Annotated in this window: 23 protein-coding genes and 1 tRNA gene; 14 read left to right on the plus strand and 10 right to left on the minus strand. The window is 66.6% G+C overall.

The window, feature by feature from the left end:
* Positions 1-35 precede the first annotated feature (35 nt).
* The 5 genes from LOS8367_RS03855 to LOS8367_RS03875 all read right to left on the minus strand — a co-directional run bounded on the left by LOS8367_RS03855 (position 36) and on the right by LOS8367_RS03875 (position 5,181).
* Positions 36-1,154, minus strand: a complete 1,119-nt coding sequence (locus tag LOS8367_RS03855) for a murein hydrolase activator EnvC family protein (RefSeq protein ID WP_085895132.1) — start codon at positions 1,152-1,154, stop codon at positions 36-38.
* The gene (gene gpmI, locus LOS8367_RS03860; RefSeq protein ID WP_085895133.1) at positions 1,151-2,665 is read right to left on the minus strand and encodes a 2,3-bisphosphoglycerate-independent phosphoglycerate mutase; all 1,515 of its coding nucleotides are present in this window, start codon (positions 2,663-2,665) and stop codon (positions 1,151-1,153) included. Before gpmI ends, LOS8367_RS03855 begins: the two co-directional genes overlap by 4 nt.
* A 97-nt stretch (positions 2,666-2,762) precedes the next feature.
* Complete coding sequence (gene rlmH, locus LOS8367_RS03865; protein ID WP_085895458.1) at positions 2,763-3,233, minus strand: 23S rRNA (pseudouridine(1915)-N(3))-methyltransferase RlmH; 471 nt, start codon at positions 3,231-3,233, stop codon at positions 2,763-2,765.
* Positions 3,233-3,598, minus strand: a complete 366-nt coding sequence (gene rsfS, locus LOS8367_RS03870) for a ribosome silencing factor (protein WP_085895134.1) — start codon at positions 3,596-3,598, stop codon at positions 3,233-3,235. Before rsfS ends, rlmH begins: the two co-directional genes overlap by 1 nt.
* 158 nt (positions 3,599-3,756) lie before the next feature.
* The gene (locus LOS8367_RS03875) at positions 3,757-5,181 is read right to left on the minus strand and encodes a mechanosensitive ion channel family protein (protein ID WP_085895135.1); all 1,425 of its coding nucleotides are present in this window, start codon (positions 5,179-5,181) and stop codon (positions 3,757-3,759) included.
* A gap of 283 nt (positions 5,182-5,464) precedes the next feature.
* On the opposite strand from LOS8367_RS03875, the gene leuC reads away from it, so the two are divergent.
* The 8 genes from leuC (at position 5,465) to LOS8367_RS03915 (ending at position 13,454) form a co-directional block, all read left to right on the plus strand.
* Entirely contained in the window at positions 5,465-6,868 is a 1,404-nt protein-coding gene (leuC, locus tag LOS8367_RS03880) for a 3-isopropylmalate dehydratase large subunit (protein ID WP_085895136.1), read from the plus strand.
* A complete protein-coding gene (gene leuD, locus LOS8367_RS03885) occupies positions 6,868-7,473 on the plus strand; it encodes a 3-isopropylmalate dehydratase small subunit (protein ID WP_085895137.1) in 606 nt (201 codons plus the stop codon). The genes leuC and leuD overlap by 1 nt, the downstream gene beginning before the upstream one ends.
* Positions 7,474-7,892: 419 nt before the next feature.
* A complete protein-coding gene (locus LOS8367_RS03890) occupies positions 7,893-8,684 on the plus strand; it encodes a hypothetical protein (RefSeq protein WP_242665506.1) in 792 nt (263 codons plus the stop codon).
* Complete coding sequence (locus tag LOS8367_RS03895; protein ID WP_085895139.1) at positions 8,681-9,793, plus strand: endonuclease/exonuclease/phosphatase family protein; 1,113 nt, start codon at positions 8,681-8,683, stop codon at positions 9,791-9,793. Before LOS8367_RS03890 ends, LOS8367_RS03895 begins: the two co-directional genes overlap by 4 nt.
* A 223-nt stretch (positions 9,794-10,016) precedes the next feature.
* A complete protein-coding gene (gene leuB / locus LOS8367_RS03900) occupies positions 10,017-11,123 on the plus strand; it encodes a 3-isopropylmalate dehydrogenase (protein WP_085895140.1) in 1,107 nt (368 codons plus the stop codon).
* A 114-nt stretch (positions 11,124-11,237) separates the two neighbouring features.
* Positions 11,238-12,203 carry a DMT family transporter gene (locus LOS8367_RS03905; RefSeq protein WP_085895141.1) on the plus strand — a complete coding sequence of 322 codons (966 nt, stop codon included), beginning with the start codon at positions 11,238-11,240 and terminating at the stop codon, positions 12,201-12,203.
* A gap of 53 nt (positions 12,204-12,256) precedes the next feature.
* Positions 12,257-12,333: transfer RNA gene (locus tag LOS8367_RS03910), tRNA-Pro, on the plus strand.
* Positions 12,334-12,431: 98 nt separating this feature from the next.
* On the plus strand, positions 12,432-13,454 hold the full coding sequence (locus tag LOS8367_RS03915; protein ID WP_085895142.1) for an aspartate-semialdehyde dehydrogenase: 1,023 nt from the start codon (positions 12,432-12,434) through the stop codon (positions 13,452-13,454).
* A gap of 53 nt (positions 13,455-13,507) precedes the next feature.
* Here LOS8367_RS03915 and LOS8367_RS03920 read toward each other — a convergent pair whose 3' ends face one another.
* The 5 genes from LOS8367_RS03920 to LOS8367_RS03940 form a co-directional block, all read right to left on the minus strand.
* Complete coding sequence (locus LOS8367_RS03920; RefSeq protein WP_085895143.1) at positions 13,508-13,768, minus strand: hypothetical protein; 261 nt, start codon at positions 13,766-13,768, stop codon at positions 13,508-13,510.
* A 29-nt stretch (positions 13,769-13,797) separates the two neighbouring features.
* Positions 13,798-14,073, minus strand: a complete 276-nt coding sequence (locus tag LOS8367_RS03925) for a hypothetical protein (protein ID WP_133056283.1) — start codon at positions 14,071-14,073, stop codon at positions 13,798-13,800.
* 388 nt (positions 14,074-14,461) lie between these two features.
* Positions 14,462-14,851 carry a response regulator gene (locus LOS8367_RS03930; protein WP_165761379.1) on the minus strand — a complete coding sequence of 130 codons (390 nt, stop codon included), beginning with the start codon at positions 14,849-14,851 and terminating at the stop codon, positions 14,462-14,464.
* A gap of 16 nt (positions 14,852-14,867) precedes the next feature.
* Positions 14,868-15,953: a PAS domain-containing protein gene (locus tag LOS8367_RS03935; protein ID WP_085895146.1), complete on the minus strand. Its 1,086-nt coding sequence runs from the start codon at positions 15,951-15,953 to the stop codon at positions 14,868-14,870.
* 519 nt (positions 15,954-16,472) lie between these two features.
* Positions 16,473-16,958: a DUF421 domain-containing protein gene (locus LOS8367_RS03940; protein WP_242665494.1), complete on the minus strand. Its 486-nt coding sequence runs from the start codon at positions 16,956-16,958 to the stop codon at positions 16,473-16,475.
* Between the two features lie 317 nt (positions 16,959-17,275).
* Between LOS8367_RS03940 and LOS8367_RS03945 the strand changes: the two genes are divergently transcribed.
* The 6 genes from LOS8367_RS03945 (at position 17,276) to LOS8367_RS03970 (ending at position 24,419) form a co-directional block, all read left to right on the plus strand.
* Positions 17,276-18,505 (plus strand): acyl-CoA dehydrogenase family protein, encoded by a 1,230-nt coding sequence (locus tag LOS8367_RS03945; protein WP_242665495.1) that lies wholly within the window; start codon positions 17,276-17,278, stop codon positions 18,503-18,505.
* The gene (locus tag LOS8367_RS03950; protein ID WP_085895147.1) at positions 18,498-19,208 is read left to right on the plus strand and encodes a PIG-L deacetylase family protein; all 711 of its coding nucleotides are present in this window, start codon (positions 18,498-18,500) and stop codon (positions 19,206-19,208) included. Before LOS8367_RS03945 ends, LOS8367_RS03950 begins: the two co-directional genes overlap by 8 nt.
* Entirely contained in the window at positions 19,205-19,762 is a 558-nt protein-coding gene (locus LOS8367_RS03955) for a class I SAM-dependent methyltransferase (protein WP_085895148.1), read from the plus strand. Before LOS8367_RS03950 ends, LOS8367_RS03955 begins: the two co-directional genes overlap by 4 nt.
* The gene (locus tag LOS8367_RS03960) at positions 19,759-20,742 is read left to right on the plus strand and encodes a glycosyltransferase family 2 protein (protein WP_085895149.1); all 984 of its coding nucleotides are present in this window, start codon (positions 19,759-19,761) and stop codon (positions 20,740-20,742) included. The genes LOS8367_RS03955 and LOS8367_RS03960 overlap by 4 nt, the downstream gene beginning before the upstream one ends.
* 194 nt (positions 20,743-20,936) lie before the next feature.
* Positions 20,937-23,987, plus strand: coding sequence for a GAF domain-containing protein (locus LOS8367_RS03965; protein ID WP_242665507.1), 3,051 nt, complete (start codon positions 20,937-20,939; stop codon positions 23,985-23,987).
* 18 nt (positions 23,988-24,005) lie between these two features.
* Complete coding sequence (locus tag LOS8367_RS03970; RefSeq protein WP_085895151.1) at positions 24,006-24,419, plus strand: response regulator; 414 nt, start codon at positions 24,006-24,008, stop codon at positions 24,417-24,419.
* Positions 24,420-24,432: the final 13 nt, after the last annotated feature.

The following is a 24,432-nucleotide window of genomic DNA, read 5'->3' on the forward strand; positions in this document are numbered from 1 at the left end:
CCTGCGGCCCGGGCCGCCTTTCGGGCGCGCGCCGGTCAGGCCGGCGCGAACCATGTTTCGGGATCGACGGGGGCATCCCCCTCCCGTACTTCCAGATAAAGCGTTTCCGACCGCGGCGCGCCACCGCCCTGCGCCGTTTCGGTCAAGATTTCGTGCGGTGCGGGCGGGTCTCCGCCCATCAGGCCCAGCGCCGCGCCCGCCGGCAGGATCTCTCCGGTGCGGCCATAGACCTCGGCCAGCCCGGCCAGAATCACCAGTACGCCCGCCGCCGGTTCGAGGATCGCGACATTGCCGTAATCGAGCAGCTCGCCGCGAAACCGCAGCGTCGCCGCCACCGGCGTGGTGACGAGGCTGCGCGGCGCGGTGGCGATCACCAGACCGGGCCGGGTGACGCCCGCCGCATCCGCCTCGCCGAAACCGCGCAGCACCTGCCCCTGCACCGGGAGCGGGATCTGCCCCTTGAGACCGGTGGCGTCCGGCACCGTGCTCGACAGCTCGGCATCGATGGTCTGGGCGAGACCCGAGGCAAAACCGTCCAGCGTGTCGGTCGAGGCGATCAGCAGCGCCGTCGCCACCGGGTTCTCGGTAAAGCGCATCGGCAGGTCGGTGCGCTCGGAGATCGCCTCGGACAGTGCGCTGCGCGCGCTTTGCGCCCCTGAAAGCCCCTCCTCAAGCGTGGAGATCGCGCTTTGCTGCAGCGCCGCGAGATCGGCGGCCTCTTGCAGGTCGGCGCGCAGCCGCTCGGCTTCGGCCTGCAGCGCCGGCGTGACCTCCGAGGCGATCAGCCCGGCGCGCGCGGTGCCCAGCGGTCCGGCCGGGTGCAACAGCAACAACGGCGCCGGGGCACGCGACATGGACTGCAGCGCGCCCAGCAGCTCCGCGATCTCGTCGCGTCGCGCCTCCAGTTCCACCGCGATGGCCCGCTCGCGGATCGCGGCGCGGCGCAGCCCGTCGCGCAGCGCCGTCAGCCCCGCCTCGTAGGCCCGCACCGTCTCGGTCAGCGCCGATACCCGGTCGCGCGCGCCCTGCGCTGCGTCGAGCTGCTCCGAAGCGGCAGCGAGACGCTCGGCGGCGGCTCGCGCCGCCGCCGCCGTCTCCTGCGCGGCCGCCGGCGCGGCCAGCAGCGCCAATGCGAGGAAAAGCGCCGCCCTCATCCGATGAGGCTGCGCCCGGTCATCTCGGGCGGCAGGTCGAGGCCCATCAGGTCCAGAAGCGTCGGTGCCAGATCGGCGAGCCGACCGTCGCGCAGGCGTGCCCCCTCGGGGCCGCCGAACAGCGCGACTGGGACCGGGTTCAGCGTATGAGAGGTATGCGGCCCGCCGGTTTCGGGGTCGATCATCATCTCGCAATTGCCGTGATCGGCGGTCACGATCATCGCGCCGCCCGCCTTCTCCAGCGCCGCGCAGACCTCGGTCAAGCCCTGATCCACCGCCTCGCAGGCGCGGATCGCGGCATCGAGATCGCCGGTATGGCCGACCATGTCGGGGTTGGCGAAGTTGGTGACGATCAGGTCGTAGCCCTTGCCGATGGCCGCGACGAAGGCCTCGGTCACCTCGCCGGCCGACATCTCGGGCTGCATATCATAGGTGGCGACATTGGGCGATTTCGGCATGAACCGGTCCTCGCCTTCCTCCGGCTCCTCCTTGCCGCCATTGAGGAAGAAGGTGACATGCGGGTATTTCTCGGTCTCGGCGAGACGGAACTGCGTCAGCCCCTTGGAGGCGACCCATGCTCCCAGCGTGTTGACGATGTCGCGCTTGGGGAACACAGCCTCGTACCAGGCGACATGCTTGTCGGAATATTCGACCATGCCGAGTCTTGCGGCCAACGCCGGAGCGTCACCGCGTTCGAAGCCGTCGAACGCCGGATCGGCGATGGCCGCTAGGATCTCGCGCGCCCGGTCGGCGCGGAAATTGAGGCAGAACAGCCCGTCCTGCGGCTGCATGCCAGCATAGTCGTCGATCACCGTGGCGGGGATGAACTCGTCGGTCTGGCCCGCATCCCAGGCGGCCTTCACCGCCGCCAGCGGGTCGGTGGCCGCGTGGCCCTCGCCCTTGACGATGGCGTCATAGGCGGCCTTCACCCGGTCCCAGCGATTGTCGCGGTCCATGGCGAAGTAGCGGCCGATCACGGTCGCGATGCGGGTGCCCTCGGGCAGCTTCTCGATCAGGTCCTCGAGATAGGCATCGGCCGATTTCGGGGCGACGTCGCGCCCGTCGGTGATGGCATGCACCGTCACCGCCACGTCGCGGTCGCGCAGTGCCCGGGCCGCGGCGACGATATGGTCGAGATGACCATGCACGCCGCCATCCGAGACGACGCCGAACAGATGCGCGGTGCCGCCCGAATCCTGCAACGTCTTGGCGAAATCGGCGATCGCCTCGGCCTCGAAGAAGCTCCCGTCCTCGATCGCGAGATCGATCTGGCCGAGATCCATGGCGACGACCCGGCCCGCGCCGATATTGGTGTGACCGACCTCGGAATTGCCCATCTGGCCCGAGGGCAGGCCCACATCCGGGCCATGCGTGGTCAGGGTCGCGTGGGGGCCTTGCATGATCCGGTCGAAGGCCGGGGTGCGGGCCAGCGCCGGCGCGTTGCCTTCCGTTTCGGCGCGTAGCCCCCAGCCGTCGAGAATACACAGGACCACGGGTTTGGGTGTCGCCATCGGGAAAGCCTCCTCGGGAACGTTTCGCGCCAGTCCTGAGCCAAAGCGTTCCGATTGTCCACTGACGCGGGGTCAGAGCATGCCGTGGGGCCCCACGTCAGACCCGGTGATAGGGCGCTCCGGCGAGGATCGAGGCGGCGCGGTAAAGCTGTTCGCTCAGCATCGCGCGCACCAGCATGTGCGGCCAGACCATCGGGCCGAAAGACAGCATCGCATCGGCACGGGAACGCAGCGCCGGGTCGATGCCGTCGGCGCCGCCGATCACGAAGGCCACTTCCGCCCGGCCCTGGTCGCGCCAGCCTGCCAGCATGTTTGCGAAATCGGGCGAGCTCATCTCGCGGCCGCGCTCGTCCATGGCACAGATCACCGCGCCGTCGGGAATGGCGCGGTCGAGCAGAGCCGCTTCGGCGGCCATGCCGCCGCCCTTGCGGTCGTCGACCTCGGTGATCATGAGCGGCCCGAGGCCAAGCGCCCGCCCGGTCCGGTCGAACCGTGCGGTGTAGTCCTCGACCAAGGCACGCTCGGGGCCGGATTTCATCCGGCCCACCGCGCAGATCCTGACGCGCATCAGCGGAAGGCGTCGGCGGCCGCCCCCTGGGGCGCCCACATCTTCTCCAGCTGATAGAACTCGCGCACCTCGGGTCGGAACACATGCACGATCACGTCGCCGGTATCGATCAGCACCCAGTCGCCGGTCTCCTTGCCCTCGGTCTTCGAGAGCACGCCGTAATCCTGCTTGAGCTTGTCCGTCAGGTGTTCGGCGATGGCGGCGACCTGACGCGAGGAGCGGCCCGATGCGATTACCATGTAATCGCCCATCTCGGAGCGCCCGCGCAGATCAATCTGCACGACGTCTTCGGCCTTGTCGTCATCGAGGGAGACGAGGATCGCTGCCAGCAGCTTTTCGCTCGTCGCGGAGGGCGCCCCGGCCATCAGGCCCGCGCCCTGGGGAGCAGCTTGCGCCGCTTGGGTGGAAAGGGACAGGTCATCATCCTCCGGTTTCACGCCGCCGACTTTGCCCCGGCGCCGGGCATGTTCCAAATGTAGCAAGGGGGGGGGTCGTTTTCAACGATCCCGCACCTCGCATCCGATCACTCGGCGGTGGGTCGCGCGACACGCAGGGCGGAGCCGTCGAGCACCCGGACCTCGCGCTGCGGGAAGGGAATCGAGATGCCCTCGGCCTTGAACGCGTCCCACAGAGCGAGAAACACGTCGCCGCGGATATTGGTGAGCCCCGCCGTCGCGTCGTCGATCCAGAAGCGCAGCAGGTAGTTCACGCTCGAATCGCCGAAGGCGGTGATATGGCAGACCGGTGCCGGCTTTTCCAGAACCCGTCCGCAGCCCGCCGCCGCCGCGATCGCGACCCGGCGCACCAGATGCGGATCGTCGCCATATGAGGTGCCGAAATCGAGATCGATCCGCACCGAATTGTCGGAATGGGTCCAGTTCACCACCTGGGTGGTGATCAGGTCCTCGTTCGGGATCAGGTATTCCTTGCCGTCCCGGGTGACGACGGAGGCGTAGCGCGCGCCCAGCGTCGAGATCCAGCCGAAGGTCTGGCCGACCGAGATCACGTCGCCGGGCTTGATCGACTTGTCCATCAGGATGATCAGTCCCGAGACCAGGTTCGACACCACCTTCTGCAACCCGAAGCCGAGGCCAACGCCGATCGCGCCCGACAGCACCGCGAGGCCGGTGAGGTCCACCCCCACCGCGCGCAACCCGACGAAGACCGCGATGCCGTAGAACAGCAGCTGGCTGAGCTTGACCGCCAGCACCTGCATCGAGGGGCTGATCTCCCGGTTGCTCTCGATCCGGTGCGCCGAGCTGCGCGCCAGCAGCCGCGCCACGAAGAAGGCGACGCCCAGCACCAGCGCCGCCTTGAGCACCAAGAGCACCGAGATCCGCAGATCGCCAGCCTGGATCGCGAGCCCGTCGAGCAGCCGCGCCGTCTCGGTGGTCAGATCGAGAATGCGCAGGGTGATCCACGCCCAGGCGCCGTAGCGCACGATGCCGCGCAAGAGCGGATTAACGATCAGCCGCGACACCAGCGCCACGAAGAGCCAGCCGGTGGCGAGGTTGGCCGCGATCCGCAGCACCGCCGCGCCGGCTAGCGGGTCGAGCTGCCGTACCACCGCCACGGCGATCCACAGCAGTGTCACGAACAGCACCGCGCGCAGCCGCCGGTGCAGCGTCACCGCATAGCGCATCCGCCAGCGCGGCCAGCCCTCGCGGTGCCGCATCCAGTCATGCAGCTTCGGCCCAAGCCAGGCGCGGCCCAGATGCGCCAGCGCGAAGGCGCCGAAGAGGATCAGCAGCTGCCACGCGTTCCAGGGCTGCATCACGCCTTGCAGCACCCGCTCGGCATCGCTCAGGAGCCGATGGCCCAGATCCTCGGCGGCCTCGGCCAGAACCTCCGGCGCCTCGGTCGCCTGCTCCGCCATTTCGGCGGCGGCCGCCTCGGCCTCCACCGTGGCGGTCTCCGCCACCTCCTCCACCCCGGTCTCCGGCTCCATCGTGCGCTCTGCCCTCTCTTTTATGTGCAGAGCATGTAGTGCCGCCGCCCCTCGGTCCAGCCGCCGCAGGCTCTTGTGCCGCAGGGTCCGAGGGAGTATCTGAACGCCATGACTCGGGTCTTCGACATGGATGATCGCGCGCGCCTGCCCTGGCGGTTCTTCGGCGCAACCTGCACGATCCTCGCGCGGCTTTGACGCGGCGGGGCGCCTTGGCGCCCGCTCGACCCTTCGGCGCGCAGCCGCGCGCTCTGTCAGACATATCCAGCCGCAAGAGGACCACTCCATGACCGGCAAGACACTCTACGACAAGATCTGGGACGCGCATCTCGTCCATCAGGCCGAGGACGGCACCGGCCTGCTCTATATCGACCGCCATCTCGTGCACGAGGTCACCAGCCCGCAGGCCTTCGAGGGGCTGCGCATGGCCGGCCGCCAGGTGCGCGCGCCCGAAAAGACCATCGCCGTGCCGGACCACAACGTCCCCACCACCGAGGGCCGCGACAAGGTCATCGAGAACGAGGACAGCCGGATCCAGGTCGAGGCGCTCGACAAGAACGCCCGCGACTTCGGCATCAACTACTACCCGGTCTCCGACGTGCGTCAGGGCATCGTCCACATCGTCGGCCCCGAGCAGGGCTGGACCCTGCCCGGCATGACCGTGGTCTGCGGTGACAGCCACACCGCGACGCATGGCGCTTTCGGGGCGCTGGCGCATGGCATCGGCACGTCGGAGGTCGAGCACGTGCTCGCCACGCAGACGCTGATCCAGTCGAAGTCCAAGAACATGAAGGTGGAGATCACCGGCAAGCTGGCGCCGGGCGTCACCGCCAAGGACATCACCCTGTCGGTGATCGGCAAGACCGGCACCGCCGGTGGCACCGGCTACGTGATCGAGTATTGCGGCGAGGCGATCCGCGCGCTGTCGATGGAAGGCCGGATGACGGTCTGCAACATGGCGATCGAAGGCGGCGCCCGCGCCGGTCTGATCGCGCCCGACGAGACCACCTTCGCCTATGTGAAGGGCCGCCCGCATGCGCCCAAGGGCGCGCAGTGGGAAGCCGCCATGGACTGGTGGAAGACGCTCTATTCCGATGACGACGCGCATTGGGACAAGGTCGTCACGATCCGCGGTGAGGACATCGCCCCGGTCGTCACCTGGGGCACCTCGCCCGAGGACGTGCTGCCGATCACCGATGTCGTGCCTGACCCGAGCGCCTTCAAGGGCGGCAAGGTCGAGGCCGCCAAGCGGGCGCTCGACTACATGGGGCTGACCGCCGGCACGCCGCTCAAGGAGATCAAGATCGACACGGTCTTCATCGGCTCCTGCACCAATGGCCGGATCGAGGACCTGCGCGCCGCCGCGGCGATCCTCAAGGGCAAGAAGATCAAGGACGGCATGCGCGCCATGGTCGTGCCGGGCTCGGGTCTCGTGCGCGCCCAGGCCGAGGAAGAGGGCCTTGCCGACATCTTCAAGGAGGCGGGCTTCGAGTGGCGCCTCGCCGGCTGCTCGATGTGCCTGGCGATGAACCCCGACCAGCTCGCCCCGGGCGAGCGCTGCGCCGCGACCTCGAACCGCAATTTCGAGGGGCGCCAGGGCAAGGGCGGGCGCACCCACCTGATGAGCCCGGCGATGGCGGCGGCCGCCGCGATCACCGGACACCTGACCGACGTGCGGGAGATGATGTGATGGACAAGTTCGAAAGCTTCTCGGGCGTCGCCGCCCCCATGCCGCTGGTCAACATCGACACGGACATGATCATCCCCAAGCAGTTCCTGAAGACCATCAAGCGGTCCGGGCTGGGCGTGAACCTGTTCGCCGAGATGCGCTACCTCGACGACGGGTCGGAGAATCCCGATTTCGTGCTCAACACCCCGGCCTACCGCAACGCCGAGATCATCGTCGCCGGCGACAATTTCGGCTGCGGCTCGTCGCGCGAGCACGCGCCTTGGGCGATCAAGGATTTCGGGATCAAATGCGTGATCTCGACCAGCTTCGCCGACATCTTCTTCAACAACTGTTTCAAGAACGGCATCCTGCCGATCGTCCTGCCCCAAGAGCAGGTCGACGTGCTAATGAAGGACGCCGAAAAGGGCTCGAACGCGCGGCTCGACATCGACCTCGAGAACCAGACCGTGACCACCTCCGAGGGCGAGAGCTTCCACTTCGAGGTCGACCCCTTCCGCAAGCACTGCCTGCTCGAGGGGCTCGACGACATCGGCCTGACGCTGGAGAAGGCAAGCGCCATCGACAGCTTCGAAAGCCAGGCGACCCAAGCCCGACCCTGGGTCTGAGATCGAAGATTCGGACAGGAAAAGGGCGGCCCGGCGGGCCGCCCTTTTCGCATTGTGACGAGGGAGTGTTGCTCGTGCCGTAAGGTCACGCCTGCCCTACCCTGTCTGGTAGGACCTGCCCGAACAGCCACTATATACCCTCTCCAAAAGACATAAGTTGCTGATCGAAGGTCCCATTATCGGTCCATTCCAGTGCCGACTCCGTCGCAAAAGCGCCGCAGTTCAAGCGCTTCTTGAGAACTATGCGTTGCCGCCTGAACTGGGAAAGGGCACAAATAGTGGCAGGATTGAGGCATGACGGCCCGCTTGGGCCGAAATTCGCCGGTAAAGAGCCGCGATATCAAAACGTGGCCGCCCGGCGCAGGAATGGGCAGACTATGGTCGCGCGACTGACAGGTGGACTCCTGCGGGCGGTGCTGATGATGTTGCTGATCGCAACACCATCGATGCTGCTGCAGACGGGCGGCTCCGGCACCCCGGAGATCGTGGCGCTGGTGGCGCTTGCCGCGGGGCTGTTCACCGCGGTCGAATACACCTCGCTGTCGCCGAGCCTGGTCGAATTCCGCGACGCGCCGCCCTTCAACCGCATCCGTTTCGCCACGGCGGCGCTCTCGGTGTTCCTGCTGTCGCTGCTGGCGGGTCATGCCGACGACGCTTCCACCTTCACGGCGCTGATCGCGGCGCTGACGACGCCGCTGGGCCATGCGCTAGACATGCCCTATTCGCCGGTGCGGCTGGTGATGCTGACCCTGCCAGAAGGCACCTCCGGCGCGCTGGCCGACCAGGTCCGGGTCGGCGCCGCGCTGAGCTACCTGCTGTCGCTGGCCTCGCTGCTGATCTTCGTGGCGCTGCTGCGCTTCCGGGGCTGGCCGATGCGCTCGGGCAATTTCAACGTCTGGATCAACCTGCCGACCTTCGATCCGACCTCGGGCCCGGACGTGATCTGGCGCCTGCGCCGCGACGGGCAGGTCAACCTCGTGCTCGGCTTCCTGCTGCCCTTCATCGTGCCGGCCCTGTTCAACATCGGCGCGCCGATCTTCGGGCCGATCGACCTGTCGAACCCGCATACGCTGATCTGGACCATGACCGGCTGGGCCTTTCTGCCCGCGAGCCTGCTGATGCGCGGCGTGGCGCTGCAGCGCGTCGCCGACATGATCGGCGCCCAGCGCGAGCGGGCCTCGGCCCGCGAAGCCGGGCTGATGCCCGCGTGAGGCCGGGGGCGCGCCTCGGTCGCGCCCTTCTCGCCGTCCTGCTTGCCGCCCCTCTCGCGCCTCTGGCGCCTCCCCTCTCGGCCGAACCCCTGCGGCTTGCCACCTACGCCCCGGCGCTGAGCCGCGACGGCCCCGGACTGCTGCTGCGTGACATCCGTCGGGAAGAGGCGCAGGTCACGGCCGCTGCCCGCGTCATCGTCGATACCGCCCCCGACATACTGCTGCTCACCGGCTTTGATCGCGATGCCCGAAGCGTGGCGCTTGCCACCTTCGCGGCGCTGCTGCGCGAGGCGGGCGGACCGGATTACCCCTATCTCCTCGCCCCGCCCTCGAATGCCGGGCTGGTTTCCGGGCTGGATCTGGACGGCGATGGCCGCCGCAACCGGGCGCGCGATGCCCATGGCTACGGCCGCTTCACCGGCGACGGCGCGATGGCGCTGCTGTCGCGCTTTCCGGTCTCCCTCGTCCACGACTTCACCGGGTTGCTCTGGCGCGACCTGCCCGGCGCGACGCAGCCCAACCCGGGCGACGCCCCCTTCCCCTCGGCCGAGGCGCAGGCTGCCCGACGCCTGTCGAGCACGGGGCACTGGGTGGTGCGGGCCGAGACGCCGCAGGGGCCCCTCACCCTCATGGCCTTCGCCGCCACGCCGCCGGTCTTCGACGGGCCCGAGGATCTCAATGGGCTGCGCAATCGCGACGAGATCCGGCTCTGGCTGCGGTTTCTGGACGGCGATCTCGGCCCACCACCGGCGCCCCCCTTCGCGATCATCGGCCTCGCCAATCTCGACCCGGCCGATGGCGCGGGACTTCGTGCCGAGATGCGCGCGCTGCTCGCCGATCCGCGCCTCGTCGATCCCCAGCCCCGCAGCCCCGGCGGCCGCGCGAACGCCACGCCAGGCCAGGCGGGCGATCCGGCGCTCGACACTGCCGATTGGGAAGACCCACCGGAGGGGCCGGGCAACCTGCGGGTCGATTACGTTCTGCCCTCGCGCGCCGGGCTGCGCGTCACCGGCGCGGGCGTGGCCTGGCCCGCCACGGGCCCGCTGGCCGAAGCCGCGGCAGAGGCCTCGGCGCACCGGCTGGTCTGGGTCGACCTCGAACTGGAGTGAGCGCATCGGGCCGGCGGCGGGATCTGCGTATTTCAGGAAAGATGAACCATGGGATGCCTTCCCCTTTGCCATTCTCTGGCGTCCTATGTCGTTCGATCTCGGCCCAGCGCCTCATCCATAGGTCGGGGCGCGCAGCATCGGAGGTCGGGGCGCGAACTTGACCCTGCGGCGACCACAGGCTACCGCATCGCCATTCCATTCGTTTCAATCCGGAGCCCGCAACGTGTCCAATCCTTCCCTTCTGATCCTCGCCGGCGACGGCATCGGTCCCGAAGTCATGAACGAGGTGAAGAAGATCATCGGCTGGTACGGCGAGAAGCGCGACCTCGCCTTCGACGTCGAAGAGGATCTCGTCGGCGGCGCCGCCTATGACGCGCATGGCACGCCGCTGACCGACGCGACGATGGAACGCGCGCAGAACGCCGACGCTGTGCTGCTCGGTGCCGTGGGCGGACCGAAATACGACACGCTCGACTTCTCGGTGAAGCCCGAGCGCGGCCTGCTGCGCCTGCGCAAGGAAATGGACCTGTTCTCGAACCTGCGCCCGGCGCAGTGCTTCGACGCGCTGGCCGATTTCTCCTCGCTCAAGCGCGACGTGGTCGCCGGGCTCGACATCATGATCGTGCGCGAATTGACCTCGGGCGTCTATTTCGGCGAGCCGCGCGGCATCCACAAGGAAGGCAACGAGCGCGTCGGCATCAACACCCAGCGCTACACCGAGAGCGAAATCGCCCGCGTCGCGCGCTCCGCCTTCGAGCTGGCCCGCCGCCGGAACAACAAGGTCTGCTCGATGGAGAAGGCCAACGTCATGGAATCGGGCGTGCTCTGGCGCCAAGTGGTGACCGAGATCCACGAGGCCGAGTACCCGGACGTGGAGCTGAGCCACATGTATGCCGATGCCGGCGCCATGCAGCTCTGCCGCTGGCCCAAGCAGTTCGACGTGATCGTCACCGACAACCTGTTCGGCGACCTCCTTTCGGACGCTGCCGCGATGCTCACCGGCTCGCTCGGCATGCTGCCGTCCGCGAGCTTGGGCGCGCCGATGGCCAATGGCCGCCCCAAGGCGCTCTACGAGCCAGTGCACGGCTCGGCCCCCGACATCGCCGGCCAAGGCAAGGCCAACCCGATCGCCTGCATCCTGTCGTTCGCCATGGCGCTGCGCTACAGCTTCGACAATGGCGACGAGGCGACCCGCCTCGAGCAGGCCGTCGAGAGGGTGCTGGCCGATGGCAAGCGCACCGCCGACCTGCTCGGCCCCGAGGGCGGCACACCGATCTCCACCGCCGAGATGGGCGACGCGATCATCGCCGCGCTCGACGCCTCGATCTGACACTGGACATGCGGGCGGGGAAACCTGCCCGCATCCACCCTCCCCGGCTTGCATCGCGCGCGGGGCTCGGACAATGGTGGCGCTATCATCGCCATTTCGACCGGGAGAACGCGCATGGGTGACAATGCGAGAGGCGCGCTGCTGGCGCTTGTGTCCTTCGGCGTCTTCGCCACGCACGACGTGGTCATCAAGGTGCTGGGCAGCGGCTACTCGCCGGTGCAGCTGATCTTCTTCTCGGTAACGCTCGCTTTCCCGTTGGCGCTGGTGATGATCATCGGCGATCCCGAACCCGGCACCCTGCGTCCGCGCCACCCCTGGTGGGTCGCGCTGCGGACCGCCGCCGGCTTCCTGACCGCGACATCGGCCTTCTACGCCTTCTCGCAACTGCCATTGGCGCAGGTCTACGCGCTGATCTTCGCGACGCCGCTGCTGATCACCGTGCTGGCCATCCCCGTGCTGGGTGAAACCGTCGGCATCCACCGCTGGGCGGCGGTCCTGGTGGGTCTCGCGGGGGTGCTGGTGGTGCTCAGGCCCGGCCAAACCGAGCTTTCGCTGGGCCATCTCGCGGCGCTCGGCGTGGCGATCGGCGGCTCCACCGCGTCGATCGTGGTGCGCAAGATCGGCCATGACGAACGCCCCGTCGTGCTGCTGCTCTACCCGATGATCGCCAATTTCGTGCTGATGGGCGCGGCTCTGGCCTTCGTCTACAAGCCGATGCCGATCTCGGATTTCGGGCTGATGGCGCTGATCGCGGTGCTGGGCTGGATCGGCGGACGGATCATGGTCGCGGCCTATTCCACCGGCGAGGCGGTCGTGGTCGCGCCGATGCAGTACAGCCAGATCATCTGGGCCACTGCCTATGGCGCGCTGTTCTTCGACGAGCTGCCCGACGGGGCGACCATCCTCGGCACCGGAATCATCATCGCCTCAGGCATCTACATCGTGCTGCGCGAGGGCCGCGGCGGCAGGTCGGCGCACCGTCCCGTCTCGCAGACGCGGCTGCGCTGGGAGACCGGCAGCGCGCCGCGCGCCAGCGTGCTCAAACGGTTCCTGCGGCCCGGACGGTTCCGCCAGGAATGATCGCCGCCCCCTCTTGCAAAGCCGCAAACAAGGCGTTAGGTCGGCGCCACGGTCGGAGTGTAGCGCAGCCTGGTAGCGCACCTGCTTCGGGAGCAGGGGGTCGGAGGTTCGAATCCTCTCACTCCGACCAGTTTTTCCCAACATGACAGCCTCGATGCGCAGCCGGGCGCTTTCCCTTCCGTCGCGAAACGTGTAGGGACCGCTCGAACTTTCAGGAGGCTCCAGAACATGGGCTACAAGGTCGTCGTCGTCGGCGCCACGGGCAACGTGGGTCGCGAAATGCTCAACATCCTGGACGAGCGCGCGTTTCCGATCGAGGAAATCGCCGTTCTCGCCAGCCGCCGCTCGCTCGGCACCGAGGTGAGCTTCGGCGACCGAACTTTGAAAACCCAGGACCTCGCCGCCTTCGACTTCACCGGCTGGGACATCGCGCTCTTTGCCGTGGGCTCCGAGGCCACCAAGGAATACGCCCCTAAGGCCGCCTCGCAGGGCTGCGTGGTGATCGACAACTCCTCGCTCTACCGGATGGACCCCGACGTCCCGCTGGTGGTGCCCGAGGTCAACGCCGACGCCGTGCTGGGCTACACCAAGAAGAACATCATCGCGAACCCGAACTGCTCGACCGCGCAGATGGTCGTGGCGCTCAAGCCGCTGCATGACCGCGCCAAGATCAAGCGGGTCGTCGTCTCGACCTACCAGTCGGTCTCCGGCACCGGCAAGGACGCGATCGACGAGCTGTGGAACCAGACCAAGGGCATGTACGTGCCCGGCCAGGAGGTTGCGCCTTCGGTCTATCCGCGCCAGATCGCCTTCAACGTGATCCCGCATATCGACGTCTTCATGGAAGACGGCGGGACGAAGGAAGAGTGGAAGATGATGGTCGAGACCAAGAAGATCCTCGACCCCTCGATCAAGCTCACCGCCACCTGCGTGCGCGTGCCGGTCTTCGTCGGCCACTCCGAGGCGATCAACATCGAGTTCGAGGAATTCCTCGACGAGGACGAGGCCCGCGACATCCTGCGCGAGGCCCCGGGCGTCATGGTGATCGACAAGCGCGAGCCCGGTGGCTACGTGACCCCGGTCGAATGCGTGGGCGACTTCGCCACCTTCATCAGCCGGATTCGCCAGGACTCGACCATCGAGAACGGCCTGAACCTGTGGTGTGTCTCCGACAACCTGCGCAAGGGCGCGGCGCTCAACGCGGTGCAGATCGCCGAAGTGCTGGGCCAGAAGGCCCTGAAGAAGGGCTGAGACGTCCCGAGGGGCGGCCCTCCCGGCCGCCCCTCTTTCGCTGCGGGACCGGCTCAGCGTTCCGCCGGATGCGGCAGTTTCTCGAAGGTGACGAGACCCGAATAGGAATGCAGAACCGCGATCCGCTCCTGCCCTTCGGAATCGCGGACCAGCATCCGTTCCTGCCCCTCCGACTGTCCCAGATGATCCGTTATCGTCCAGCCGAGGCTCGCGAAGTCCTGAATGCGCTGCGGCACCCGCGCCGCCTGCGCGCTGGCGATCGAGCCCGCGACCAGCAGGCCGATCACGGTGGTGATGCGAATGGTCGATGTCATGATAATCCCCTCCCTCGTGCCGTGATCGATCAATGGTCGAGCAGCCTGACGTAATCCCAGGTCTCGATGCTTCCATTGCGCGGATGAATGGTCATGGACACCTCGCTGCCCGTGGCGTCGAAGGCGACGATCCGGCGCGCCTCTGCATCGACGAGCCGGGCGTCACGATAGCCATTCTCCGTGAGCTTGGAGATCACCCCGTCGAAATAGGTCGGAATTTGCTGAGCCGCCATTTGGCCCATGGATAGAGATGGAATTGTCAGAGCGGCACAAAACAGACCGCTCGCCAGAAGCAACGTTTTCATGGCGTTTCCAATCGTTAATTAAAGGACGACTTCCCCGTTCCGATACGCGACCGGGGGAAAGCCATCTAACGGTGAGTGATCCGAGGACAGCGCAGCTTCAAAGCGACCTACGCCGCGTCATCGGTAGGCTCAAACTACTATTTTTTGGCGAATTTCGCAACAATGCGACCATTCGAGGCTGAATTGTTGTAACATTGTTATGACCCAGTAGTGGATCGCTGCACTCTAAGTTTCTGTCAGCAGGTTGGTTTTCGCGGGGCGATTGCAATGTCATTCACCAGCGAATGCCGTGAAATGACCCCGGGAAACTCAACCACAGGGGAATTCTGGTTCCTGACCGAAATAACCGCGAGTTGCAGTTTGGTGAATTCGCGATTCGCCCGAGCGCTCAACCGGTCACAAGCGCCGCGACCAAGGCGCGCCGGATCACCGCGAGGTCGCAGGGCTTTTCCAGTACCGGCGCGCCGATATTGGTGATCGTCTCGCCGAGGCGCTGCACATCGCCCGAATGCAGCACGAAGGGTACGCCCCGCGCCCGCAACCTCTCGACGATCGGAAGGCAGGTCTCCGAATGCCCGAGCGAGACGTCGAGCAGGGCCACGTCAATCGGCTGTTCCACCCGCTCGAGCCCCTGTCGCAGGTTGCGGCCATAGACCACCCGCGCGCCCGCCTCTTCGAGGCTCTCGTTGATGTCCATCGCGATCAGCACCTCGTCCTCGACCACGAGGATGGTCTTGCCCGAAAGGCTGGCGCGGCCGGCATCGGTCGAGCGGTCCATCATGTTCATTACGGCCTCAGATACTGGTCGGGAATTGGATGTCGACGTGCAGCCCCTCGGCGCGCCAGTCGTAGCGGATCTCGCCCTCGCCCATGGCGAGCATTCGACCGATGATCGTCATGCCGACACCGTGGCGCTCCGGCCCGGGGCCCGGATCGGCACCGCCGGTTTCGGTCCAGAGCAGCCGCAGCCGCCCGTCCCCCTCGGAGCCGTCAATCACCTGCCACTCCAGCGACACGTGTCCCTCCTGCGCGGCGAAGGCGCCGTGCTTGACCGCGTTGATCGCCAGTTCGTGCAGCGTCAGCGCCAGCACCGAGACCACGTTGCTGTCGAGCGGCACCTTGCCCCCGGTCAGCGTCAGGCTGTCCCGCCCCTGCGGCGCATAGGGGGTCAGGAGATCCTCGAACAGCTTGCGCGGGTCGGTCGGCCCTTCGGTGAAGGAGACCTCGAGCATCGCCTCGTGCGCGCGGCCCAGCGACCTGATCCGCGCGTTGATCTTCTCGGCCAGCCCCTCGGCCCCGTCGAGCTTGCCGGTCATGGTGACGATCGAGGAGATCACCGCGAACATGTTCTTCATGCGGTGGCTGATCTCGCGCTCCATCATCCGCGCGTGCTTCTCGTCGGCCCGCGCCGCATGGACGTCGGTCACGTCCCATTGCGAGCCGAAGAGATAGCGGACCGAGCCGTCCTCGTTGTAGATCGGCCCCAGATGCAGCGCGTTCCAGAAGGTGCTGCCGTCCTTGCGGTAGTTCAGCAGCTCCACCACAACCACGTCCTCGGAGGCGATCGCCTCGCGCAGCTTGCGCACCTGCGCCGGGTCGGTCCCGGGGCCCTGCAGGAACCGGCAGTTGCGGCCGACGATCTCGTCTTCCTCATAGCCGGTCAGTTCGCGGAAGGCGCGGTTGACGAAGACGATCGGCTGATCTTCCTGGTTGGGATCGGCAAGGCAGATCGCCATGCGAGTCTGCGCCATCGCCTGCTCGAACAGCACCCCGGATTCGGAGTGGATCTGCATACGCTGCGCCTGATCCCGGGCCCGATCGAAGTCGTTCCCGCGCTCGGTTTCCCGATCACTTGCCGTCCGATGCGCCTGATCGCTCATCTCTCACCCATCCGTCTCGGTCGCATACGCCATGGTCATTCGCTGAGATCGGAAATTAGTTCGCTTGAAGGGCCGATCCAGAGCCATGGCCCCGAACCTTGCGGAACCGGCCCCGGCTCACATGGCACAAACCGGCAGCAAAGCCCGCATTGACCAAACGAGGTCGCCGATCAATGAAGCGTTCGAATTGAGGGCGATGGCACCTTCGGCCTTGGGAGAGACATTCGGCTTAGACGCGTGATGCTTTCCGCGACCGTGGTCTAGAGCATTCCCGCATCCCCACCCGGCGCGAAAGCCTACTTCAGGGAAGACCTGGGTGCTTCAACTGGAGCATGGCTCGGGCTTGAAGGCGCGAGGCATCCATTATCCCGCCCCCAAGCCGTATATGATCCAAGGCCCCTTACTCGTGCCAGCATGGACGAAGTGGCAGGCTTCCAACTTCGATCATTCGGCGCTGCCTGCCTTCGCTCCGCTTCCAGATTTCGGGCCGCGGTGAAGGGCTTGGTGGGACGCCTCCAATCAATCCTTGGATACCACCGAGACCGAGCCGTTTCTCTCAATATAGGCCAGCGGCACATCTTCGATACGGGCATATCCCTGACCACGGATCTTCTGCTCAAGGTCACGCCGTCCCATCTGGGCACGACGTAGCACGGCTTCGTCCACTGCCCCGTTTCGGATCACTTCGAGGGGCCTTCCCTTCAACAGCCGCGAGAACACCTCGCTGTGGATCGCGAGCCAGCCTATCGCGACCCAAAGCCCTCCGAGGACAATGCAGGCCACCATCACGGGCCCAAGCGGAGCATTGCCCGTCAAAGCGCGGCTCAAGCTGGAGCCGATCAGCACGGTCAGCACCACGTCGATGACCGAGGTGTTGGCAAGCGACTTCCGGGGCAGGAGGCGGAATAAAGCGACTGCGAAAACGAAGACCACTATCGCTCGCAAGGCCAGTTGAAGGGCCGTCAGGTCCGATGAGGCGTCACCGAGAAGGTTCGTGAGATTCATGATGGGAAGATAGTGCCTGCCGTGGTCGCGTCTATCAGGCCCGGTTCCCTGCACGGGGCATATTTCTATCCACACGTCTCCGGTCGATCCCGAGGCGGCTCTCGATGTCACGGAGCGGCGTTTGCCTCCTGATCCTCCTGCAGCTTCTTCGCCCATTACGGGGCGAACGCATAGGGAGCGGTTCCTGCCCATCCTACAGGGGGGCTTCCTTACCCTCCAATGCGGTGGTCCATCGGAAGAAACGCCAAGCCGATCTGGTTCGTCCTGTCCAACCGGATCGGCGGTCGGCTCTTGCGATCCAACGAGCGCGCGTATGGGTGGCGCCGGGCGATGATCCCAAGCGCAGGAACTCAGTTTATCGGCGGAGGCTTCATCCTCGCCCATTCATCTTCTACGGCGCGGCGTTTCCCGCGTCATTCGGCCTTAGGAACTGGTGGCTCCCCCCGCAGGTTGTTGCGGCGAAGGAAGCACCGGAACCTGCCATGCCTCGACAATTTGAGAAAGACCCGAGCCGAGGCGTGCCCGATGAGGGCGGTGTTGACCGGTCCTTGCAGTCGCGTCTGGAGCGGGCGGCGCAGCGGGATTTCGATGAAGCGGTGCATCTTCTGCGATATGCCGGTCTTCTTAGGGCGGCGAACTGGAAAGCCGCGGCCCGGGCCATGCGCCGGATCGGTGAGGCCGACCTGTCGCTCGGCCGGCTCTACGAGGGTCATGTGAATGCCCGCCACCTGATCGAGACCTATGCCGACCCGGAACTGCGGTCGGAATGCCTGGCACAGATGGAGGAGGGGTGGCTGTTCGGGGTGTGGGGTGCCGACGGTGCCAAACCCGTCAGCGCAACCGGCGATCGGCTCTCGGGTGCCAAGCGCTTCGCGTCCGGGCTGGGTCATGTCGACCGCGCCATCGTGAGTGCGAGGTCACCGGAAGGGCAGCGGCTGTTCGTCGTCGATGCCCGGGATGCGGCGCGCCACGATCCGGGTGTCTGGCGCATGTCCGGCATGCAGCAGAGCCGCTCGGGAGGCTTCGATTGCGAAGGGCTGCCGGGGCGGCCGCTCGGCGAACCAGATGTCTACACGCGTGAGCCGCATTTCCTTGGCGGCACCTGGCGTATCGCCGCCGTGACGCTGGGCGGGATTGTCGGGCTGCTGGAACGGGCCTCCGATGCGTTGCGGGATCGCGGTCAGGAGGAAGCCGAAGCACATCTGTTGCGGCTGGCGCCGATCGCCGGACGCGTGGTCTCGGCTTGGCCCGCCATCATGCGCGCCGGTGAGATCGCCTGCGGAGACGAAGGGATCGCCGCGCCAGAGGCGGCCGCGACGCGCTCGCTGTCGGTGCGGCTTCTCAGCGAGGAGATCGGCCAGGATGCGATCGCGGCGGTCGAGCGCTCGGTGGGCCTGTCGATGTTCGACGAAGCGGACCGGGTCGGACGCATGGCCCGCGACCTCGCCTGCTACATGCGCCAAGCGGCGCGAGACGCCTTCTCGGTGAAGGTCGGTCGCGCATTGCTGATGGGGAGCAAGCCGTTGGGAGACTGGCTCGATGGTTGATCGCACGCGCCGGGCGAACCTCCATGACCTTACCGAGGGCCACCCTCCGGTCGTGCTCGCACCGCATCCCGATGACGAGTCGCTGGGCTGCGGCGCGCTGCTGGCCGCCGCCTTCGCGGGGCCGGGCGCGCGCGTGATCTGCATGACAGATGGCGGTGCCTCGCATCCGGGGTCGCTCGAATGGCCCCGGGCGCGGCTGGCCGAGTTGCGGGCATGCGAACTCGATGCGGGGATCGCAGCGCTAGGCGGCGATCCGGCCTGCGTTACCCGGCTCGGGCTGCCCGATGCGGGCATGCTCAAGCTCGCACACCGCTTCGAAGAGATCGCCGAAACGGTAGTGCGGATCATTCATGCGGCGGGTGCCCGGGTTCTCATTGCGCCCGCCCCGACCGACCCGCATTGCGATCACGAGGCCACGGCCGAGATTGCCCGCATCGCTGCCCTGCACGCCGGCACGCGGCTGCTGTTCTATCCCGTCTGGTCGGGCTGGCACGATCCCTCCTACCGGGCACGTCTTCCGCATCGCGTCGAGCATCGCTTCGACATCTCCGCATCGCGCGAAGCAAAGGCCGAGGCCATCGCCGCGCATCGCAGCCAGCTGGGACAGGTGGTGCATGACGATCCCGACGGCTTTGTCCTGCCCGAATCCTTCCGCACCCAGTTCGAGACCGGCGACGAGATCTACTTCGAGGGGGCGGCATGACCGCGGTGTCATGCGATCAACTGGAACGGATCTACGCTGTGGGCGACGATCCGTGGTCGTTTCGCACCAGCGCCTACGAGCAGTCCAAGTTTCGCGCCACCTGCGCAGCTTTGCCGCGACGCACCTACCGCTCCGTGCTGGAACTGGGCTGCGGCAATGGCGAGTTGGCGCGCCATGTCGCACCACGCTGCGCGGCCTATACCGGTGTCGACGCGGTGCAGACGGCGCTCGACGCCGCCAGGCGGGCCATTCCGGAAGGGCGTTTTCACCGGCTCTTCCTGCCAGCCCCGTTGCCGGAAGGAGACCATGACCTGCTGCTGCTGTCGGAAGTGCTCTACTTCCTCGACCCTCGGGGACTTGCCGCCCTCGCGCAACAGATCGACCGGCGCTGGCCTGCCGCCGATCTGGTCTGCGTGACCTGGCTTGGACCAAGCGGCAATGCGCTTCAGGGCGCGGAGGCACTCGAGATTTTCCGCGCCAGTAGCCGAAGGGCTTTGCGGTGTGCGATGTCGACCGACCTCTATCGCATTGATGTAGCGGAGGGAGGGCGATGAAACCGCTCTGCGAGGTCTTCGGCGCAGACGCGGTCGCGACCGCCGGTGTGGTGGTGGTCATCCCCGCCTGCAACGAGGCCGAGCGCATCGGCGCCTGTCTCGATGCGATAGCGGCGCAGGAGGGGCGGCGGGACTTCGCCTTCCATGTCTGCGTGAACAACACCGAGGACGATACGGCGGAGATCGTCCGCGACCGCGCCCGTCGGCATGGGCTGGCCCTAGTGCTGAGCGAGCTTTGGTTGCCGCATGGCGGCGTCGGGCGGGCGCGTCGGCTCGGGCATCTCTTGGCGATGCGGTTCAGCCCGCAAGCCACGGCCTTACTTTCCACCGATGCCGACTGCCAGGCGGAGCCGGGCTGGATCGGCGCCATGAGAGCGGCGCTCGAGACGCATCCGGCGGTGCTGGGCCGCATCGAGGGGCTCGACGATCTTCCTCCGGAGATGCTCGAGACGGTGCGGCGCGGCGGGCAGATCGAGGACGACTACATGCGGCTCTCGATGGAGTTCGCACGCCTCCTGTCGGAGGACGAAGCAACCTCGATCGGGCTCAACACCGCCGGCGGGGCCAATCTCGGAATACGCCGGGAGGTCTATCGCGCGGTCGGTGGTTTTCGCGCTCTGCCGAGCCGCGAGGACCGGGACCTGATCGACCGGGTGATGGCGGCGGGCTATCGGCCTGCCCGTGCCGAGGAGGCCGTGGTTCGGGCGTCGATGCGCCCGGAGGGCCGGGCCCCCGGTGGCATGGCGGACAAGATCGCCGAACGCCTTTCCGGCGCTGCGACATCGCTCGATACGGCCCTGGCTCCGATAAGCGCCATGCTGACCAGGTTCTCATGCGGAGGCAGGCAGCCATTCGACTTCTCCTTGGACCGGGCGGCGGAGGATCTGCCGATCCTTGCGGCGCATGTGGAGCAGCTTCGGCACAGGAGCGACCCCGACGAGCGGCACCGATATCTGCGATCGGTCGGAAGCTGGAATTGAACCTGCATCTCAGATGCGCGGATCGGTCCGTCGCGAGTGGAGCTCATAATCCGGTGGTTCGGGTGGAAGCCAAGCCTCGCTGCACTTGGGGCATATGTCCGCTTCTTGAGGACAACCGCGCGAAGAGCGGCCGAAGCGGGGTCAGTAGTCGGGTCGTGTAGGCGCGTCCCCTTTCAAGCAGTTCCTTGCCCCGCGTGGTGCCCATAGTAGTTTGTCCGTTTGCGGCGTGCTACATCGCCCCAACAGGAGGGACGTGCATGCTTTCAGGTGCCGACGAACGACTGATGTTCCTCGAAGGCGGGGGCGAAGTCGGGGCGATACTCGAGGCATGGGGGTGGCACGGGCACCCCCTGGGGTCTCCGTGTGACTGGCCACAAAGCCTCAAGACGGCAATTCAGATCATTCTGGCATCTCCCCTGCCGAGCTGGATGTGCTGGGGCCCCGAGCAGTACCTGTTCTACAATGACGCCTACCACTCACTGCTTGGCACGGCGCATCCCGAGGCTCTCGGACAGCCGGCGGCGCAGGGCCTCGCGGCGTTCTGGAACGAGGTGGAGCCGGTTCTGGCCGGAGTCATGGAGGAGGGAAAAGCGGCCCGGTTGAGGTCGATATCTCCGCCTCCCCAAGGCAGTCATGCTCCACCGCGCGAAATGTCGCTCGCACGTGTTGCAGACGATCACGGCCGGCCGGCGGGGGTGCTCTGCACGCTCCTCGATGCGTCGGTCGGGGAACCCGCCGAAGAGAAAACCGACGATTTGCAGGTTCTCCAGCACAAGCTTCTGGAGTTGACGCTGCAGGAGCGGCCTCTCGAACTGATCCTCGACGAACTGATGCGGGCGGTTCGGAACTTCGTAGGCCGAGAGGCCGCCTGCTCGATCCTTTTAACTGACAAAGAGGGCCGCAGGCTCTACCACGGCGCCGCAATCGGCTTGGCGAAGTCCTATACCGACGCCATTGACGGTGTCGCGATTGGGCCGGCGGTCGGGTCCTGCGGCACCGCCGCCTACGAAGGCGCCCCGGTCCACGTCGCCGACATCGCGACCGACCCGCTCTGGAAGGATTTCCGCGATCTGGCCCTGCCGCATGGTTTGCGCGCCTGCTGGTCGCATCCAGTCGTGGGCGCCAGGGGCAAGGTGCTGGGCACCTTCGCGATCTACAGTCCCAATCCCGGACTGCCGACGAGGCGAGAGGATGATTTTCTTGACCTGGTGGCCCGGATCACGGCCCTGATCCTCGAGAGGTATTCGGTCCAGGAAGCGCTGAACGATCAGGCACGGCTTTTGGAAACCTTGAACCGGACCGGGGCGGGTGTGGCGGCCGAGCTGGATCACGAGGCGCTGGTGCAGATGGTCACCGATGCCGGGGTCGAGCTGACCGGCGCCCAGTTCGGCGCGTTCTTCTACAATGTCGTCAGGGGCTCCGGCGAAAGCTACATGCTTTATACGCTGTCAGGTGTCGACCGCACGGCGTTCAGCGACTTCCCGATGCCGCGTAACACCAAGGTCTTTGCCCCGACTTTTGCGGGCGATGGCATCGTCCGCTCCGACGACATCACCACCGACCCGCGCTATGGAGACAACGCGCCCTATCGCGGCATGCCCGAAGGCCATCTACCGGTGCGCAGTTATCTGGCCGTCCCGGTGATTTCGCGATCGGGGGAGGTGCTGGGGGGTCTTTTCTTCGGCCACGCCGAGCCCGGTCGGTTTTCCACCCATCACGAAAAGCTCATGGATGGCCTCGCGGGTCAGGCGGCGATCGCGCTGGACAACGCGCGCCTCTACCGCTCGGCGCAACGTGAGATCGAGGAACGGCGACGCGCCGAAAGCGATCTGCTCAGGACCAAGAAGGATCTGGAGGTCGCTCAAGAGCGTATCGAGCTGGCTCTGGCCGCCGGGGCGATCGTCGGCACCTGGATCTGGCATATCCCGACCGATACCGTCACCGCTGACGAACGGTTTGCTCGTGCCTTCGGCCTACCCCCCGAGCGGTGCCGGGCCGGTATGCCAATCGCGGAGGCGGCAGCTTCCATTCACCCGGAGGACTGGGACCGCGTTCGCGGGTTGATCGACAAGGCGGTCCGCGATGGCGGCACATACCGCGCCGAATACAGGGCCTTGCACAGCAACGGCTGCTATCGCTGGGTCGAGGCAGTCGGATTTTGCGAGCACGACGCAGCCGGACAAGCGATCCGTTTCCCCGGGGTCCTGACGGATATCGAGCAAAGGCGCCGGATCGAGAGCGACCTCGAACGCCGTGAGGCCGATCTGGCGCTGCTGCTCGATGCCACGGCGGACGGGTTCTATGCCGTCGACAGGAACGGCTACACGACGCGGTGCAATGCGGCCTTCCTGCGCATGCTCGGCTTCGAGAAGGAAGAGGACGTCATCGGCAAGCAATTGCACGAGATCATCCACCACTCCCGTGCCGATGGCACGCCCTACCCGCGTGAACATTGTCCGATCTATCACGTCGCCGCGACCGGCGAGATGGCGCATGTCGATGACGAGGTCTTCCATCGCACCGACGGCAGCTCCTTCCCGGTGGAATACTGGGTCCGCCCGGTGATCTGGCAGGGGGAACTGCAGGGCGCGGTCTGCAACATTCTCGACATCAGCGAGCGCAAGCGCGCCGAAGAGGCGCGCCAGCTGCTGATGCGCGAACTGAACCACCGCGTGAAGAACCTGTTCTCGATCACGGCCGGGATGATCAAGATGACCGCGCGCCACGCCAACAGCGTGGATGAGCTGTCGGCCGCGCTCACCGGCCGCGTGATGGCGCTCGCCCGCGCGCACGAATTGATCGGCAGCTCGATCACCGCGCGCCAGAACCCCGAAGCGACCGGCGGGCTCGACAAGCTGATCGAGGTGGTAATGGAGCCGCATATCGACGGACGGGACGGGGCGATCGAACTCGACGGCCCGGCGGTGGAACTCGGCCCCACCGCCACGACGGGGCTTGCGCTCATCCTGCACGAACTGGCCACCAATGCCGCCAAATACGGCGCGCTTTCCGCCCCCGAAGGCAGGGTGACGGTCCATTGGACCACGGATGGAGACAGGCTTTCCCTGCGTTGGGCCGAGACCGGCGGCCCGCAATTGATGGGACCGCCGCACCGAAGCGGCTTCGGCAGCCAACTGGCGCGTCTCAGTGCCACGGGTCAACTCGGCGGCACGATCGAACATGATTGGAGCCGGGAGGGCGTCAAGATCCACCTGACCGCGATGCTCGAACGGCTGTCACAGTAAAAGGGATGGAGCGGCGTCTTGACCGAACCTGATCGATATCTTCACGGCCTCAAGGTCCTGATCGTGGAAGACGAGCCTTTCATCGCGCTTGATCTCTCGCTCGGTGTCGAGGACGCCGGCGGCACGGCCCTCGGACCGGCATCGACCGTGGCACATGCCTTGGCTCTGATCGAGACCGCACGACCCGATGCGGCGATCGTCGACGTCGATCTACCCGATGGCGATATCGGCCCGGTGCTGGACGTGCTCCGTCCCGAGGTGCCGGTGGTCGTGCATACCGGGGTAGGCCTGCCGGATCACCTGCGCCGGGCACATCCCGAGGTGCAGGTCTGCATCAAGCCGACGACGCCGACCAAGCTTGCGGAACGGCTCCATCATGAACTCGAAAACCGGCGCTGCGGCGGCCTCAGGCCAACACCTGAGGAGACATAAGCGGAAGTGGGAG

The sequence above is a fragment of the Limimaricola soesokkakensis genome, from assembly GCF_900172345.1.
Classification (GTDB): Bacteria; Pseudomonadota; Alphaproteobacteria; order Rhodobacterales; family Rhodobacteraceae; genus Limimaricola; species Limimaricola soesokkakensis.